The 14,291-nt window shown below is 70.1% G+C and carries 12 protein-coding genes; 7 read left to right on the top strand and 5 right to left on the bottom strand.

Annotated features, from left to right (window positions below):
• Positions 1 to 21: 21 nt before the first annotated feature.
• A complete protein-coding gene (locus G555_RS0101135; RefSeq protein WP_028707457.1) occupies positions 22 to 636 on the top strand; it encodes a TetR/AcrR family transcriptional regulator in 615 nt (204 codons plus the stop codon).
• A gap of 1 nt (position 637) precedes the next feature.
• Positions 638 to 1,642: a type I glyceraldehyde-3-phosphate dehydrogenase gene (gap, locus tag G555_RS0101130; protein WP_028707456.1), complete on the top strand. Its 1,005-nt coding sequence runs from the start codon at positions 638 to 640 to the stop codon at positions 1,640 to 1,642.
• A gap of 63 nt (positions 1,643 to 1,705) precedes the next feature.
• Here gap and G555_RS0101125 read toward each other — a convergent pair whose 3' ends face one another.
• From G555_RS0101125 to G555_RS17095, 3 genes are all read right to left on the bottom strand, one after another.
• Positions 1,706 to 2,929 (bottom strand): glycosyltransferase, encoded by a 1,224-nt coding sequence (locus tag G555_RS0101125; RefSeq protein ID WP_028707455.1) that lies wholly within the window; start codon positions 2,927 to 2,929, stop codon positions 1,706 to 1,708.
• Positions 2,926 to 3,522: a TetR/AcrR family transcriptional regulator gene (locus G555_RS22715; RefSeq protein WP_028707454.1), complete on the bottom strand. Its 597-nt coding sequence runs from the start codon at positions 3,520 to 3,522 to the stop codon at positions 2,926 to 2,928. The genes G555_RS0101125 and G555_RS22715 overlap by 4 nt, the downstream gene beginning before the upstream one ends.
• Before the next feature lie 218 nt (positions 3,523 to 3,740).
• Positions 3,741 to 5,504, bottom strand: coding sequence for an RNA-binding domain-containing protein (locus G555_RS17095; RefSeq protein ID WP_084634494.1), 1,764 nt, complete (start codon positions 5,502 to 5,504; stop codon positions 3,741 to 3,743).
• Between the two features lie 158 nt (positions 5,505 to 5,662).
• Between G555_RS17095 and G555_RS0101110 the strand changes: the two genes are divergently transcribed.
• The gene (locus G555_RS0101110; protein ID WP_211223124.1) at positions 5,663 to 6,250 is read left to right on the top strand and encodes a transglutaminase-like domain-containing protein; all 588 of its coding nucleotides are present in this window, start codon (positions 5,663 to 5,665) and stop codon (positions 6,248 to 6,250) included.
• A gap of 99 nt (positions 6,251 to 6,349) precedes the next feature.
• Here the strand turns inward: G555_RS0101110 and G555_RS0101105 are convergent, their stop codons facing one another.
• Positions 6,350 to 7,237 carry a LysR family transcriptional regulator gene (locus G555_RS0101105; protein WP_028707452.1) on the bottom strand — a complete coding sequence of 296 codons (888 nt, stop codon included), beginning with the start codon at positions 7,235 to 7,237 and terminating at the stop codon, positions 6,350 to 6,352.
• A 125-nt stretch (positions 7,238 to 7,362) separates the two neighbouring features.
• Between G555_RS0101105 and G555_RS0101100 the strand changes: the two genes are divergently transcribed.
• From G555_RS0101100 to G555_RS17085, 4 genes are all read left to right on the top strand, one after another.
• Positions 7,363 to 8,223 (top strand): aldo/keto reductase, encoded by an 861-nt coding sequence (locus G555_RS0101100; RefSeq protein WP_028707451.1) that lies wholly within the window; start codon positions 7,363 to 7,365, stop codon positions 8,221 to 8,223.
• A 29-nt stretch (positions 8,224 to 8,252) separates the two neighbouring features.
• The gene (locus tag G555_RS0101095) at positions 8,253 to 9,188 is read left to right on the top strand and encodes an aldo/keto reductase (protein WP_028707450.1); all 936 of its coding nucleotides are present in this window, start codon (positions 8,253 to 8,255) and stop codon (positions 9,186 to 9,188) included.
• Between the two features lie 204 nt (positions 9,189 to 9,392).
• Positions 9,393 to 11,537: an ArnT family glycosyltransferase gene (locus G555_RS17090; protein WP_051208186.1), complete on the top strand. Its 2,145-nt coding sequence runs from the start codon at positions 9,393 to 9,395 to the stop codon at positions 11,535 to 11,537.
• A gap of 9 nt (positions 11,538 to 11,546) precedes the next feature.
• Positions 11,547 to 12,779, top strand: coding sequence for a bifunctional glycosyltransferase family 2/GtrA family protein (locus G555_RS17085; protein ID WP_051208136.1), 1,233 nt, complete (start codon positions 11,547 to 11,549; stop codon positions 12,777 to 12,779).
• A gap of 57 nt (positions 12,780 to 12,836) precedes the next feature.
• On the opposite strand, the gene gdhA is transcribed toward G555_RS17085, so the two are convergent.
• Positions 12,837 to 14,219 carry an NADP-specific glutamate dehydrogenase gene (gene gdhA, locus G555_RS0101080; RefSeq protein ID WP_084634492.1) on the bottom strand — a complete coding sequence of 461 codons (1,383 nt, stop codon included), beginning with the start codon at positions 14,217 to 14,219 and terminating at the stop codon, positions 12,837 to 12,839.
• Between the last annotated feature and the right edge of the window lie 72 nt (positions 14,220 to 14,291).

Below are 14,291 nucleotides of genomic sequence, written 5' to 3'. Positions count from 1 at the left end.
GGAGGTAGGTACAGTGAGGGCGTGGATTCCCGGGAGCGTCTGGTCGTCGCGATGAGCGACCTCATGTGGGAGCGCGGCTATGCCGCGACCAGCCCCCGTGAGGTGCGCGAGCGTTCCGGTGTCGGCCAGGGCAGCATGTACCACCACTTCGCGGGGAAGCGCGACCTCGCCCTGGCGGCCCTCGAGCGCAACTGCGCCGACCTGCTGCCGGCGACGCAGGAACTGCTCACGGCGCCGGGCGATCCCCTGGCGAAGCTGACCGCCTACCTGCGTCGTCCGCGCGCGGCGCTCCGGGGCTGCAAGGTGGGGCGGATGACGCAGGATCCGCTGGTGGCGGCCGATCCGGGCCTGCTCGCCCCGGTCGCCGCGGCGTTCGAGGCGGTGCACGAGGGCCTGGCCGCGGTGATCAGGGACGCGATGGCACGGGGGGAGCTTCGCGACGACCTGGATCCGGATCGCCTGGCCAGCACGTTGTCGGCGACGATCCAGGGCGGCTATGTGCTGGCGATCGCGGCGCAGGACCCCGGTCCGTTCGAGGCCGCCTGTGCGGGTGCCCTGGACCTGCTCCGAGCGGCCGTGCCGACGACCGCTCTCCGCGTCGCGGCGCCTGCCGCGACCGAAACGAAGGAAGTGTGAGATGACTGTTCGCATCGGGATCAACGGCTTCGGACGGATCGGTCGAAGCTACCTGCGCGCCGCGCTGGCCAACGCGGCCGATGTCGAGGTGGTGGCGGTCAACGACCTGACCGATGCCGCCACGTTGGCGACGCTGCTCGAGTGGGACTCGATCTCCGGCCACCTGGACGGCGTCACCGTCGACGGCACCGTGATCGGCGTCGGGGACAACCGGATCACCGTGTTGTCCCAGGCCGATCCTGCGGCCATTCCGTGGGGTGAGTACGGTGCCGACGTGGTGATCGAGTCCACGGGGCGGTTCACCGACGGCGCCACGGCGCTCGCGCACCTTCGTGGCGGCGCCCGCAAGGTCATCGTCTCCGCGCCCGCGAAGGGGGACGTCCCCACGTTCGTGCTCGGCGTGAACGACGACACCCTCGATCCGACGGCCTCGGACGTCTTCTCCAACGGCTCCTGCACGACGAACTCGCTCGCGCCGCTGGCGAAGGTGCTCAACGACCGCTTCGGCGTCGAGAGCGGTCTGATGACCACCGTCCACGCCTACACCGGCGATCAGCGGCTGCACGACGCCCCCCATTCCGACCTCCGCCGGGCTCGCGCCGCCGCGGTGTCGACCATCCCGACGTCGTCGGGTGCGGCGAAGGCGATCGGAAAGGTGATCCCCGCGCTGGACGGACGCCTGACCGGCTTTGCCCTGCGGGTGCCGGTGCCGGTGGGTTCGATCACCGACCTCACCGTCGTCGTGCGGCAGACCGCGACAGCGGCCGAGATCAACGCCGCCTTCGCCGAGGCCGCCGCCACGGCGCCGCTGTCCGGCTATCTGCAGTACTCCGAGGCCCCTCTCGTCTCGGCCGACATCGTCGGAAACCCGCACTCGTCCATCTTCGACGCTCCCCTGACGGAGGTCGTCGGCAACCAGGTGAAGGTGCTCGGCTGGTACGACAACGAGTGGGGCTTCTCGAACCGGCTCGTCGAGTTCTCCGAGCGCATCGGCACGGCCGTCTGAGGCGGCCTGCCCGAGGCGTCGTCCGGTTCCGCCGCTCGCGGCGCCGAGCCTCGGGTGCTGTGTTCAGTGCCCGAGTCGTTCGATCTGTCGGATCGCGGCGGCGATGCCGTCTTCGTCCGCCGTGCGCCGGGCGAGCTCGGCGGCGTGGCGCCTCACGGGCCGGGACTCGGCCGCCGCGACGGCTCGCCGGACGAGTTCGACGCCGGGTTTTCGGGGGTTCAGCGGGGCTGAGGCGACGCCCAGTCGGTGGAGTCGGTCGGCCCAGAACGGCTGGTCCATCGAGATCGGGACCGGGATCGACGGGACGCCGGCGGCGACCGCCTGGTGGGCGGTGCCGGCACCGCAGTGGTGGACGATGGCGGCGCAGCGCGGGAACAGCCAGTCGTGGGGGACGAAACCGGCGACCCGGTGGACGCCCGCGGGCAGGTCCTCGTCGCTCGGCGTGCCCGAGCCGCACGCCAGGACGATGCGCCGGGGCGCAAGGCCCGCGAAGAGGGCGTCCAGCAGTCGGTGCATGCCCGTGAAGCCCTGCATGGAACCGAACCCGACATAGACCGGGGGCTCGCCGGCGTCGAGGAACGCGTCGAGGGCGGGGTCCGGTTCCCCGTGGCGCGTGGGGAGGTGCCAGCGTCCGGTGATGGCGAATCGGCTTGTGGGCCAGTCGTCGGGGTGCGGAACGAGTGTCGGCGACCAGGCGCAGAGGGTGAAGGCGTCGCGGGTGGGGTCTTCGACGGGAGCCTGGCCCAGCGCCCGGCGCGCGTCGTTGAGCGGGCCTTTGGCGTTCAGCCAGCCGGCCCGTTGCACCAGCCTGCCGGCCGGACGTCTGAGCACCCGGGGCAGTGAGGGCAGCCCCGCCCCGGCGGGCGTCATGGCGTGCGTCGGCGCGAGGGGCTGCAGAACCGCGAGGACAGGTCGGGCCCCGATGTCCCGGGCGACGGCGAGGGCGTGATAGTGCGCGGTGGGCATCGCCACGACGACATCCGATCCCCGGGCGACCTTCTGGATGAGCGCGAGCCGCGCCCGGTCGTGGGCGTCGTAGTCCCTCAGCGACTTCCAGGTGAAATGGCCCGCCTCGACGGCCAGCGCCGCGGGCCGCCCCGGCTCCATCAACTCCTGGAAGCTGCCGGCCAGGGCATGGAACTCGAGTCCGTGACGGGCGGCGAGGCCCGCACCGGCCTGGTCGCCGACCGTCACCACCCGGTGGCCTGCGGCATCCAGCCCGGCCGCGAGCGCCACCAGCGGCAGAGCGTCGCCCGTGCTGCCATAGCTGACCAGCGTGACCTTCACCGCGCGGCCCGCTCTGCCGCGTCGAACGGGGCACACTGCGCCTCGACGATCGACCGCATCAGCCGGCGCGCCGTATCCGGTGGCACGGAGGACGCCGCCAGCGAGAAGCAGAGCGCCGAGAACGACAGCCAGATCACCGACGCCGCCAACGCGGCGGGCGACTCCTCCGGCGGCAGCCCGTCGTCGGGGAACAGCCCGCGAAGCGCGTCGGTGACCTCGTGGACGCGGGCCAGGTTCTGCTCGTGGTCGGACGACCGCAGGTAGGCCACGAAGTAGTCCTGGATCTGGCCCGGCGTCGCGATGGAGACCTCCACCATCCTCCCCGTATAGGCCCACACCCGCTCGGTGACGGTCGACGCCGCCGACGCCGCGCGGATCATCGCCAGCGAGTTCGCCGTGGAGAGCTCTTCCACGCTGCGCAGGAAGAGGTCGTCCTTGGACCCGACGCTCGCCACCGTGCCGACCGACACTCCGGCGGTCTTCGCGATCAGCGGGATCGTCGCCGCCCGGTAGCCCTGCTCGGCGAAGATCTTCGAGGCCGCCTCCGTCACCTTCGCGACCGTTGCGGCGCGGGCCTGCGATCTCGTCGCCACGCTTCCTCCTGAATGCGTTCACTGAAGGCGTTCAGAATAGCCTGCCGTCTGTCCGGCCCCGGCGAATCCGACACAGAAACACGCTCAGGCTGGGGATTCTGAGATGAGGGGCGGGTAAAGACTCCGAGACTCGTGACGTTATGACACTGGCCCGAGCACCCTTCTGGCAGCCGCTTCGCGGGTGGCGTGCCGCGGGTGGGGAACGGGGCGTACCGCGCCTACTCGTCGAGCGGAAGTTGCGGCTCCGCCTTGCCTCTTCGCCTGGTGGCCTTGGTGGGAAAGCGCGGCCCAGGGCCGTATCGGACGGACTTGCCACGTGTCTGTGAGGAGACGCGGACGAGGATCTCGCGCCCCACAAGCTCCTGGAGCATGTCCCTCGCGGCGTAGACATCAACATCGAAGAGCCGCTGGAGTGTCGCGTTGTTGATGGTGCCGTAGTCACGGATGTGCTCGATGACCTTCCGATCCGAGTCGGACCTGTTGCGCCTGCTGTACGCGACGGCCGAACCCAGCCGCGCGAGACTCGGTCCCGTGAATCTGTAGCGGGGGTTGCGGCGGCCCACGGTCCCGGTGGTGGCCTCCAGGATCTGTGCGTCTCCTGCCGCGAGCCTGTGCAGGGCAGCCTGTGCATCCTCGACACTCCTTTGGATGACGGGCGCGACCTCGGTGGCCGACACCGACTTCCGGGTACACAGCAGGTGTGTGATGAGAAGGGCATCCGTGTCGTTCTGCTCGTCTGGTGGCATCTCTGCGAGGAAGCGGGCGAGTCTGGTGTTCGGCGGGCCGGCCTTGAACTGCACGACCGTCTCGGGGGCATCTCCGTCGATCACCGCCACGGAGGGGGTGTCCTGGCCGCTCTTGACCGCTTCGCGGTACATCCGATCCACGCCCTGACCGAGTTCCTCGGCGAGCCCGATGCTGCGCATCGCCCGGGCAAGCGCCCTGAACCTTGGCTTGGAACCGTGCGTGAGGATGTTCGCCGGTGTGATCCCGGTGACCAGTGGCCCCGGTGAAGTGATGGAGAGTTGCTCCGGGGAGTGTTCGATCGTCACCGGCCTGCGTCCGCGGAGGTCACCGTGGATCAGGGCGTTTCCGAGCGCTTCCCGGATGGCATCCGGGCTGAAGTCGCTGAGGGTGAGTTGCTGTCCGGTACTCGTTGTAAGCGGGTAGCTGGTGGTGCGCGAACTGATGAGTTCCAGGCACTCCCGGAACGCGATCAAGGACGGTGCCTGCCACCTGCGGACCAGGTCAGACTCCCCGGCTGTTGTTCGGCGGTGCTGGTAGACCAGCACTTCGTGGTTCTCTCCGGCTCTGGGGCCGCACAACAGGATCGCCCCGGCATGGTTGAGTGTGGTCGCCCCTGTGACCAGGAGGCCCAGTTCCTGCAGGACAGCCGGCAGTTCCAGGGGCGCCAGACGACGCTGCTGCTCCTTTCCCGCAGTCGTGAGGTAGGAGCGCAGGACCGTTTCGGCCACAGGATCGACCTCGCTGATCTCGCGCCCGCTGCTGTTCTCGCTCCAGTCGGCGCCGCGCCGTTCCTCCGTGATCCGGGCGATCTCCTCGGGCCGCATGGGCAGGCACTGTGACTCAACCCGGCGGGTGGCGGCGCCCTTCCTGGTGGTGTGGACGGCGAGTCCCTCGCCTACCCTGATCACGACCAGACGATGTCCGCTGTACTGCAGCGCCTCGGCCTCCACAGTGAGGGGTGGCTCAGTCAGTTCGTAGATCCTCGCTCGAATGATCGCCGGGTCGAGTTCGGTGCTGACGAAGGCCTCGTCGCCTCTTCGTTTGTCGTGGATCCCGACGACGATCGTTCCTCCCGACGCGTTCGCGAAGCAGAGCGCGGCTTCCGCGAGGTCCTGCGCAGTCTCCTTCAGCGTGGATCCCTCGGTCTTGAAATCGAGGTGCGCTCCCTCGAGGTCGCCGCCGCTGGCGGCGCCCGATTCGATCCTGCTCAGGGTCGACGTGATCGGCGCCTGCACTTTGGACCTCCTTTGGGGATAGCGACAGTTTGTCAGTTCCCCCAAATTAGCGTCAAACTGGTCGGCGCGTACGGATAGAGACAGGCCGTACGTCGCGGGAGCCCCGCAGCAGGGCCCCCAGGAGAAGTGGTCCGGCGGGGCGTTGATAGTCTCCGGGCGTGGTGAACCTTCTGGCCCAGTGTGGAGACCTCGAGGCCTACCTGGGCGGCTCGGCAGTGATCGACCTCGATCACGCCGAGGTGCGCTCGGCTCATGCTGCGATCGTCCGGGACATCCGTGACCCCGTGGCGCTGGCACGGTCGATCTACCTGTTCGTCCGCGACGAGATCCGACACTCGCTTGATGCGGGCGACACGACAGTGACGTTGATCGCGAGCGAGGTGCTGCGCCACCGCACAGGGCTGTGCTACGCCAAGTCCCACCTGGCAGCGGCGCTCTACCGTCTCTCGGGGATCCCGACCGGGTTGTGCTACCAACTGGTGCGCAGCGAGAGCCGGCTCGTGCTCCACGGGCTGGTCGCAGTGCACCTCGACGGAGGATGGCACCGTCTGGATGTGCGGGGCAACAAGCCGGGGGTCAACGCCGAGTTCGACCTGCGCCAGGAGGAACTGGCGTTCCATCTCGACGCATCCCTCGGTGAGACCGATCTTCCCGACCTGTTCTCGAAGCCCGCACCGGCGATCATTCAGGTGCTGCGTTCGAGCGACGACATCCAACAGATCGAGCTGCCTTGTCGGTTGGGCTGATCCACCGCACCGGCGCTTGAGCAGAGACTTACACCGGTGTAGTTCTCCACAGGTGTGGACAGGGCTGTGGGCAGGGCGAAGGAGGTCGGCCCGCAGCGCTCACGTCGCGCAGGGGATGTCCAGCAACTCCAGCAGATGGACGGCGGCGGCGGTCTCCGCGCTCTTCGGACCGGTGACCGCCGAGACGACCCACTCGGGCCCGGCGTCGGCCGGGAGCTGAGCGACCACCAGGTCGGCGGCCTGAGGCTTGGACGCGATGGTCTGAGGCACCATCGCCACCCCGAGGCCGCGGTGCACGAGATCCAGCAGGGTGTGGCTGTCGTTGACCGTGCATCGGACCCGTCGGTGCACACCGTGCGTGCGGCAGACCTCGTCGTTGAGGGAGCGCACGGCCCAGGACTCGTGGAAGTCCACGTAGTCGAGGCCGTCGAGGTCCGACCAGGCGAGACGGGGCTGCGCCGCGAGGGCGTGCTCGGGCGGGCTCAGCACGACGATCGGACACCGCGCCAGCTCGATCCGGTCGAGTGCGCCGAGGTGGTCGGGCGTGGCGACGAAGGCCGCGTCGAGCTCCCCGGCGCGGATCAGGTCGAGCAGGTCATAGGACCCGGCCTGGGTGAACTGGATCACCACCTGGGGATAGCGCCGGTGGAAGCGCTCGAGCAGGCCGGGGACGTCGACGACCCCGAGACACTGCTCGGCCCCCACTCTCAGGTGTCCCGACAGGGCGCGGGTCGCGCGCACCACAGCATCGCGCCCCGCACTGGCCCGGCTGAGCAGTTCGCGGGCATACGGCAACAGGGCGTGGCCCGCGTCGGTGGGCTCGACGTGACGCGTCGTCCGGGTGAACAGGACGGTGCCCAGCTCTTTCTCCAGGCCGCGGATCGCGGCCGACAGTCCCGACTGGGACACCCCGCACAGCGCGGCCGCCCGCGTGAAGTGCTGCTCGTCGGCGAGCGCGACGACGTATTCCATCTGACGCAGGTCCATTGATGCGCATCTCTTCTGAAACGAATGAAATAGACTTGTTGGACTTCTAGGTTACCCGCTCCTAGGGTGAACGGAGTCAGCGCGGGCGACCCCGACCTGCGATCAGCGCGAGAGGGAGGCTCCCCGTGATTCAGCGTGTCCTCGGTTCCCGGACGGTCGGCGCGATCGGTCTCGGCGGCATGCCGATGTCCATCGAGGGACGACCGGACGCCGACCGTTCGATCGCGACGATCCACGCCGCGCTGGACGCCGGCGTCACCCTGATCGACACCGCGGACGCCTACCATCTGCACGCCGGCGAGGTCGGGCACAACGAGGAACTGATCGCCCGGGCGCTGGCCGGCTACGGCGGTGACACGTCCGAGGTCCTCGTCGCCACGAAAGGCGGCCACCTGCGTCCCGGCGACGGGACGTGGACTCAGAACGGCCGTCCCGACCACCTGAAGGAGGCGGCCAAGGCGTCCGCCCGGCGGCTCGGCGTCGAGGCCATCGGCCTGTACCAGTTCCACCGACCCGACCCCGACGTCCCCTATGCCGACTCGATCGGCGCGATCCGCGAGCTCCTCGACGAGGGCGTCATCCTGCAGGCGGGGATCTCCAACGCCGATGTCGCCCAGATCGACCTGGCGAACGACATCCTGGGCGGCCGGCTCGTCTCGGTGCAGAACCAGTTCTCCCCCGCCCACCGCTCGTCGCTCGCCGAACTGGAGCATTGTGCGACACTCGGGATCGCCTTCCTGCCGTGGAGCCCGTTGGGCGGCATCCGCAACGCTGCGGCGCTCGGCGGCCGGCACGCCGCCTTCGCGAGGATCGCAGCCGCACACGGAGTCAGTCCCCAGCAGGTCACCCTCGCGTGGGAACTCGCCCTCGCGCCGATCGTCATCCCGATCCCCGGCGCCTCGCGCCCCGCCAGCGTCCAGGACTCCGTGAAGGCGGTCGGACTGACGCTCTCGGCCGACGAGATCGCCCTCCTCTCGCAATCCTGACCCACCCGGACCACCAGCAAAGGAACACCATGAAGACCTTCACCCTGCCGGGCACCGACCTGGTCGTCCCGGCCATCGTCACCGGCGTGATGCGCATCCAGGAGAAGTCGGACGCCGAGGTGCGCGCCCTGTTCGACGCGTCCCTCGCCGCCGGGATCACCTTCTTCGACCACGCCGACATCTACGGCAACCTGCCCGCCCACGGCTGCGAGGCCCGGTTCGCCGAGGCGTTGCGGCTCACGGCGTCCCAACGTGCCGAGATCGTGCTGCAGACCAAGGCCGGCATCGTGAAGGACGGGCCGTACTTCGACTTCTCCTACGACCACCTGGTCGAGGCCGTGAACGGATCACTGGCCGCGCTCGGCACCGACTACATCGACATCCTGCTGCTCCACCGCCCCGACGCGCTGGTGGAGCCCGAGGAGGTCGCCCGCGCGTTCGACGAGCTGGAGGCGGCCGGCAAGGTGCGCCACTTCGGCGTCTCCAACCACACGCCGGCCCAGATCCACCTGCTGAAGAGGTACGTGCGGCAGCCGTTGGTGGCCAACCAGCTCCAGTTGTCGATCACCCATGCGCCGTTGATCACCCAGGGTCTGGCGATGAACATGGGCGCCCTCGACCAGTCGGTCGACCGGACGATCGGCACCCTCGACTTCTGCCGCCTGAACGACATCACGATCCAGGCCTGGTCGCCGTTCCAGGCGGGCTTCTTCACCGGGCCGTTCCTCGGGAACCCGGAATTCGCCGAGCTGAACGCGGTCGTCGACAGACTGGCGGCGCAGTACGGCGTCCCGCCCGAGGCGATCGCCACCGCCTGGATCACCCGCCACCCGGCGCAGATGCAGGTCGTGCTCGGAACCACGAATCCGCAGCGGCTCACCGCGGCGGCGCAGGGGGCCGACGTCGTGCTCAGCCGGGCGGAGTGGTACGAGCTGTACCGGGCAGCGGGCCACATCGTCCCGTGATGCCGGGATGAGCCCTCGGTGGACGATCCCGGGGCTCAGCGCCGCGCCGGCGTAGCTACGCTCCGGCCGGGAAGCTACCGGGGGACGGGCAGCATCGCGGCCCAGGCGTAGCGACCCGGCCGGAGCGTAGCCACGGGACGGCTCACAGACTTGTCAAAGAAAGCCCACATGGTTGCCACAAGGCACCGAGGTCCTCTTGTGGGCATGACTGCTTCCGTGATCGATCCGCCCGCCCGGCCGACGGCGCCCATCGCCGAACCGGCCCCGGCGAGGCGGCGCCGCGACTGGCTCCGCGCCGGGACCTACGCCGCCCTCCTCGTGGGGACGGCGGTCCTGTACCTGTGGGGCCTGGACCAGAACGGGTACGCCAACTCGTTCTACAGCGCGGCCGCCCAGGCGGGCAGCCAGGACTGGGTCGCCTGGTTCTTCGGCTCCTCCGACGCCGGCAACTCCATCACCGTCGACAAGCCCCCGGCCTCCCTGTGGCTGATGGGCCTGTCGGTCCGGATCTTCGGTCTGAGCTCGTGGTCGATCCTGGTGCCGCAGGCATTGCTCGGCGTCGGCAGCGTCGCCGTCCTGTACGCGTCCGTGCGCCGCACGGTCCTGCGCGGCTGGCCGGCGCTCGAACGCGTGGCCCCGCGGTCCGACCCGGCCCGCTTCGCGCACTGGACCGCGCTCGCGGCCGGCGCCGCCCTCGCGCTCACCCCCGTCGCGACGCTGATGTTCCGGTTCAACAACCCCGACGCGCTGCTGGTCTTCCTGCTCACGCTGAGTTCGTACTTCACGCTCCGCGCCACCGAGAACGGCTCCCGGCGGTGGCTCCTCGCCGCCGGCGTCGCGATCGGCTTCGGCTTCCTGACGAAGATGCTGCAGGCGTTCTTGATCCTGCCGATCCTCGTCCTCGTCTACATCGTCGCCACCAAGGCAACCTGGAAGCGCAAGCTCGTCGACCTGCTGATCGCGTTCGCGGCCGTCGTCGTGTCATCGGGCTGGTACGTCGCCGTCGTCGAGCTCACTCCGGCGAGCCTGCGCCCCTACATCGGCGGGTCGCAGAACAACTCCATCCTCGAGCTGATCATCGGCTACAACGGCCTCGGCCGGATCACCGGAGACGAGGTCGGCTCCGTGGGCGGCGGCAACCAGGCCGGTCCCGGCACCGGCACCGGCGGCCTGCTCCGCATGTTCACCGACGTGTCGGGAGGCATGGTGTCGTGGCTCATCCCCGCCGCGCTCGTGCTGGGGATCGTCGCGCTCGTGCTGCTCGGCCGACGGCTGAAGGGCATGGAGGACGACCGGGCGGCCGGGTACCGGCTGCTGCGCGGCGGCGTCGCGCTGTGGCTTGGCTGGCTGGTGATCACCGCGGCCGTGTTCAGCTTCATGAGCGGCATCTACCACGACTACTACACCGTCGCCCTTGCTCCGGCGATCGGCGGGACGCTCGCGCTCGGCGGCGGCGTCGTGTGGGCGCACCGGCAGGGCTGGGTCGCGCGCATCGCGCTCGCGGCCGCCGCCATCGGCTCGGCGATCTGGGCCGTTGTGCTGCTGCAGCAGGCCGGCGGCCTGTACGCGATGCTCGGCTGGGGCGTGCTGGCGGTCGGCCTTGTCGCGGGCGCGGCCCTGGTCCTCGCCCACAGGCTGCCGCGCATCCTCGCATCGGCCGCCCTCGTGGCGGCCCTGGCCGCCGGGCTCGCGGGCCCGACGGCGTACTCGATCCAGACCGCGGCCACGGCGCACACCGGCTCGATCGTCACCGCCGGGCCCGTCACGAGCTCGGGCGGCGGCTTCGGCGGCGGACGCGGCGGCATGGGCCAGGGCGGTCCGGGCGGCACCAGCCAGCAGGCGCCCGGAGGCCAGGGCGGGCCCGGCGGCACGGGCAACCTTCCCCAGGGCGGCTTCCCGGGCACCTCGAACTCCGGGCAGACGACCGGAACCAGCCAGCAGGCACCGACCGGACAGGACGGGATGAGCACCGGCGGCGGCATGGGCGGGCTGCTCAACGGCACCGACGCGAGCTCGGAGCTCGTGGCGCTGCTCAGCGAGAACGCCGACGGCTTCACGTGGGTCGCCGCGACCACCGGCTCGCAGAACGCCGCCAGCTACCAGCTCGCCTCCGGGTACGCGGTGATGCCGATCGGCGGCTTCAACGGCTCCGATCCGTCGCCCACCCTGGAGCAGTTCACGCAGTACGTCGCCGAGGGCAAGATCCACTACTACATCGCCGGCTCGATCGGCGGCCAGCAGAACGGCGGCTCGGACGCGGCGTCGGAGATCGCCACCTGGGTGGAGGAGAACTTCACCGCCCAGACCGTCGGCACCACCACCGTCTACGACCTCACCGAGAGCGAGTGATCCGAGGACATGACCGTCACCCATCACGGCACCGCCCGCGACCACCGTCCGTCCGCCCGCACAGCCACCGTCGAGTTCGTCGTCCCCGTCTACAACGAAGAGGTCGACCTCGCCGAGTCCGTGCGGCGTCTCGACGACGCCCTGGCCGCGTCGTTCCCCTACGACTACCGGATCACGGTGGCCGACAACGCATCCACGGACGCGACGTGGGCCGTCGCGCGGGACCTGGCGCAGGAACGTCCCACCGTGCAGGCCGTCCACCTCGATCTCAAGGGCCGGGGCCGGGCGCTGAAACAGGTGTGGCTGGCGAGCGAGGCCGATGTCGTCGCGTACATGGACGTCGACCTGTCGACCGACCTCAAGGCCGTGCTGCCCCTTGTCGCACCGCTCGTCAGCGGACACTCCGACGTCGCGATCGGCTCCCGGCTCGCACGCGGCTCGCGGGTGGAGCGCGGGCCGAAGCGCGAGTTCATCTCCCGCACCTACAACCTGATCCTGCGGGGGACCCTGCGCGTGAGCTTCAGCGACGCGCAGTGCGGGTTCAAGGCGATTCGCACCGATGTCGCCCGTGAGCTCCTGCCGCTGGTCGAGGACGACAACTGGTTCTTCGACACCGAGGTGCTGGTGCTGGCGCAGCGCGCGGGGCTGCGCATCCACGAGGTGCCGGTCGACTGGGTGGACGACCCGGGCTCGACGGTCGACATCGTCGCCACGGCGACCGAGGACCTGCGCGGCATCTGGCGGCTGTTCACGGGACTGACGTCCGGACGCGTCCCGCTCGACCGGGTGCGTGCGTCCCTGCGGCGGTCGGCCCCGGCGCCGGCGACGCCGGTGGGGCTGCTGTCGCAGCTCATCCGTTTCGGGGTCGTCGGGGTCGCGTCCACGGTGGCGTACTTCGTGCTGTACCTCCTGCTGCGCGACGTCGTCGGGGCCCAGGCGGCGAACCTCGTGGCCCTGCTGGTCACGGCCGTGGCCAACACGGCCGCCAATCGCCGGCTCACGTTCGGCATCCGCGGCAGCGAGGGGGCGCTCGCGCACCAGCTCGGCGGTCTGCTGGCGTTCGCGGCTGCGCTCGGCCTCACGAGCGGTTCGCTGTGGGCCCTGCACAGCCTGGCGCCCGCCGCGGGCCGGGGAGCCGAGGTCTTCGTCCTCATCGTGGCGAACGCGACGGCGACCCTGCTTCGCTTCGCCGCTCTCCGGTTCATGATGCACAAGCCCCGGCAGGAGCCCGACGACGCGTAGGGCCTGTGCAGCGGTTCCGTGCCGAGCTCACCCGGCCACGGCTCCAGGAGGCACGCCTCAGATGACGCCCTGGGCGACCATCGCGTCGGCGACCTTGACGAAGGCGGCGCAGTTCGCCCCCACGACGTAGTCGCCGGGACGGCCGTACGTCTCGGACGCCTCCAGCGCCGCCGTGTGCATCGCGGACATGATGTCGCGCAGCTTCTGCTCCGAGTCGGCGAACGTCCAGCGCTGCCGTGCGGCGTTCTGGCTCATCTCGAGAGCCGATGTCGCGACGCCGCCGGCGTTGGCCGCCTTGCCCGGCGCGAACAGCACCCCGGCCTCCTGGAACGCGTCGACCGCCTCGGGCAGGGAGGGCATGTTCGCCCCTTCCGCCACGGCCAGGGCCCCGTTGGCGATGAGGGACGCGGCGTCCCGGCCGTCCAGCTCGTTCTGCGTCGCGCAGGGGAGCGCGACCTCTCCGGGTACCTCCCAGGGGCGGCGTCCCGGCAGGAAGCGAGCGCCGGGGCGGCGCTCGGCGTAGGCGGAGATGCGCAGCCGCTCGACCTCCTTGACCTGTTTGAGCAGCTCGACGTCGATGCCGTACTCGTCGACGACGCAGCCGGAGGAGTCCGAGGCGGTGATCGGCAGGGCGCCCACGTGGTGGGCCTTCTCGATGGCGTAGATGGCGACGTTGCCCGACCCCGACACCAGGACGCGCCGCCCTGACAGCGACAGTCCTCGCGCCTGCAGCATCTCCTGCGCGAAGTACACGGTGCCGTACCCGGTGGCCTGCGTACGCACCTCGGCGCCGCCCCAGCCGGTGCCCTTGCCGGTGAACATGCCCGACTCGTGACGGTTGGTGATCTTGCGGTACTGGCCGAACAGGTACCCGACCTCGCGCGCGCCGACGCCGATGTCGCCGGCCGGGACGTCGGTGTGCTCGCCGAGGTGCCGGTACAGCTCGTTCATGAACGACTGGCAGAACCGCATGATCTCGGTGTCGCTGCGCCCGTGCGGGTCGAAGTCGGAGCCGCCCTTCCCGCCGCCGATGCCCTGCGCCGTGAGCGCGTTCTTGAAGATCTGTTCGAACCCGAGGAACTTGATGATCGAACTGTTCACCGACGGGTGGAACCGGAGACCGCCCTTGTAGGGCCCCAGGACCGACGAGAACTGCACCCGGTAGCCGCGATTGACGTGGACCCGGCCCTCGTCGTCCACCCACGGGACGCGGAAGATGATCTGGCGCTCGGGCTCGACGAGCCGTTCCAGGATCCCGTCGCCCAGATAGGACGGCTCCTCCCGCAGCACGGGCTCGATGGATGCCAGCACTTCGTAGACGGCCTGGTGGAACTCCGTCTCGCCGGGGTTTCGGCGCAGCACGGAGGCGAAGGCGGGCCGGACTCCGGCCGGGAGCGTGTCCGGATCGAGGACATGGGACACAGCGGGGTGCGTGGTCATCCAGGGGTCTCTTTCTGTGCGGGCGACGTCGGCGGCCGAAAGGCCCTCCGCCAAGTGTCCCAACGTCCCGGC

Source organism: Propionicicella superfundia DSM 22317 (assembly GCF_000423465.1).
In the GTDB taxonomy this organism is placed as follows: Bacteria; Actinomycetota; Actinomycetes; order Propionibacteriales; family Propionibacteriaceae; genus Propionicicella; species Propionicicella superfundia.
The sequence above is the reverse complement of the archived record's forward strand: the minus strand, read 5'-3'. Positions and strand labels throughout refer to the sequence as shown.

Bases quoted from the DNA above. Each gene is read 5' to 3' on its own strand.
- gap (WP_028707456.1), top strand. From the start codon at position 638: ATGACTGTTCGCATCGGGATCAACGGCTTCGGACGGATCGGTCGAAGC.
- G555_RS0101105 (WP_028707452.1), bottom strand. From the start codon at position 7,237: ATGGACCTGCGTCAGATGGAATACGTCGTCGCGCTCGCCGACGAGCAG.
- G555_RS0101095 (WP_028707450.1), top strand. From the start codon at position 8,253: ATGAAGACCTTCACCCTGCCGGGCACCGACCTGGTCGTCCCGGCCATC.
- G555_RS17090 (WP_051208186.1), top strand. From the start codon at position 9,393: ATGACTGCTTCCGTGATCGATCCGCCCGCCCGGCCGACGGCGCCCATC.
- G555_RS17085 (WP_051208136.1), top strand. From the start codon at position 11,547: ATGACCGTCACCCATCACGGCACCGCCCGCGACCACCGTCCGTCCGCC.
- gdhA (WP_084634492.1), bottom strand. From the start codon at position 14,219: ATGACCACGCACCCCGCTGTGTCCCATGTCCTCGATCCGGACACGCTC.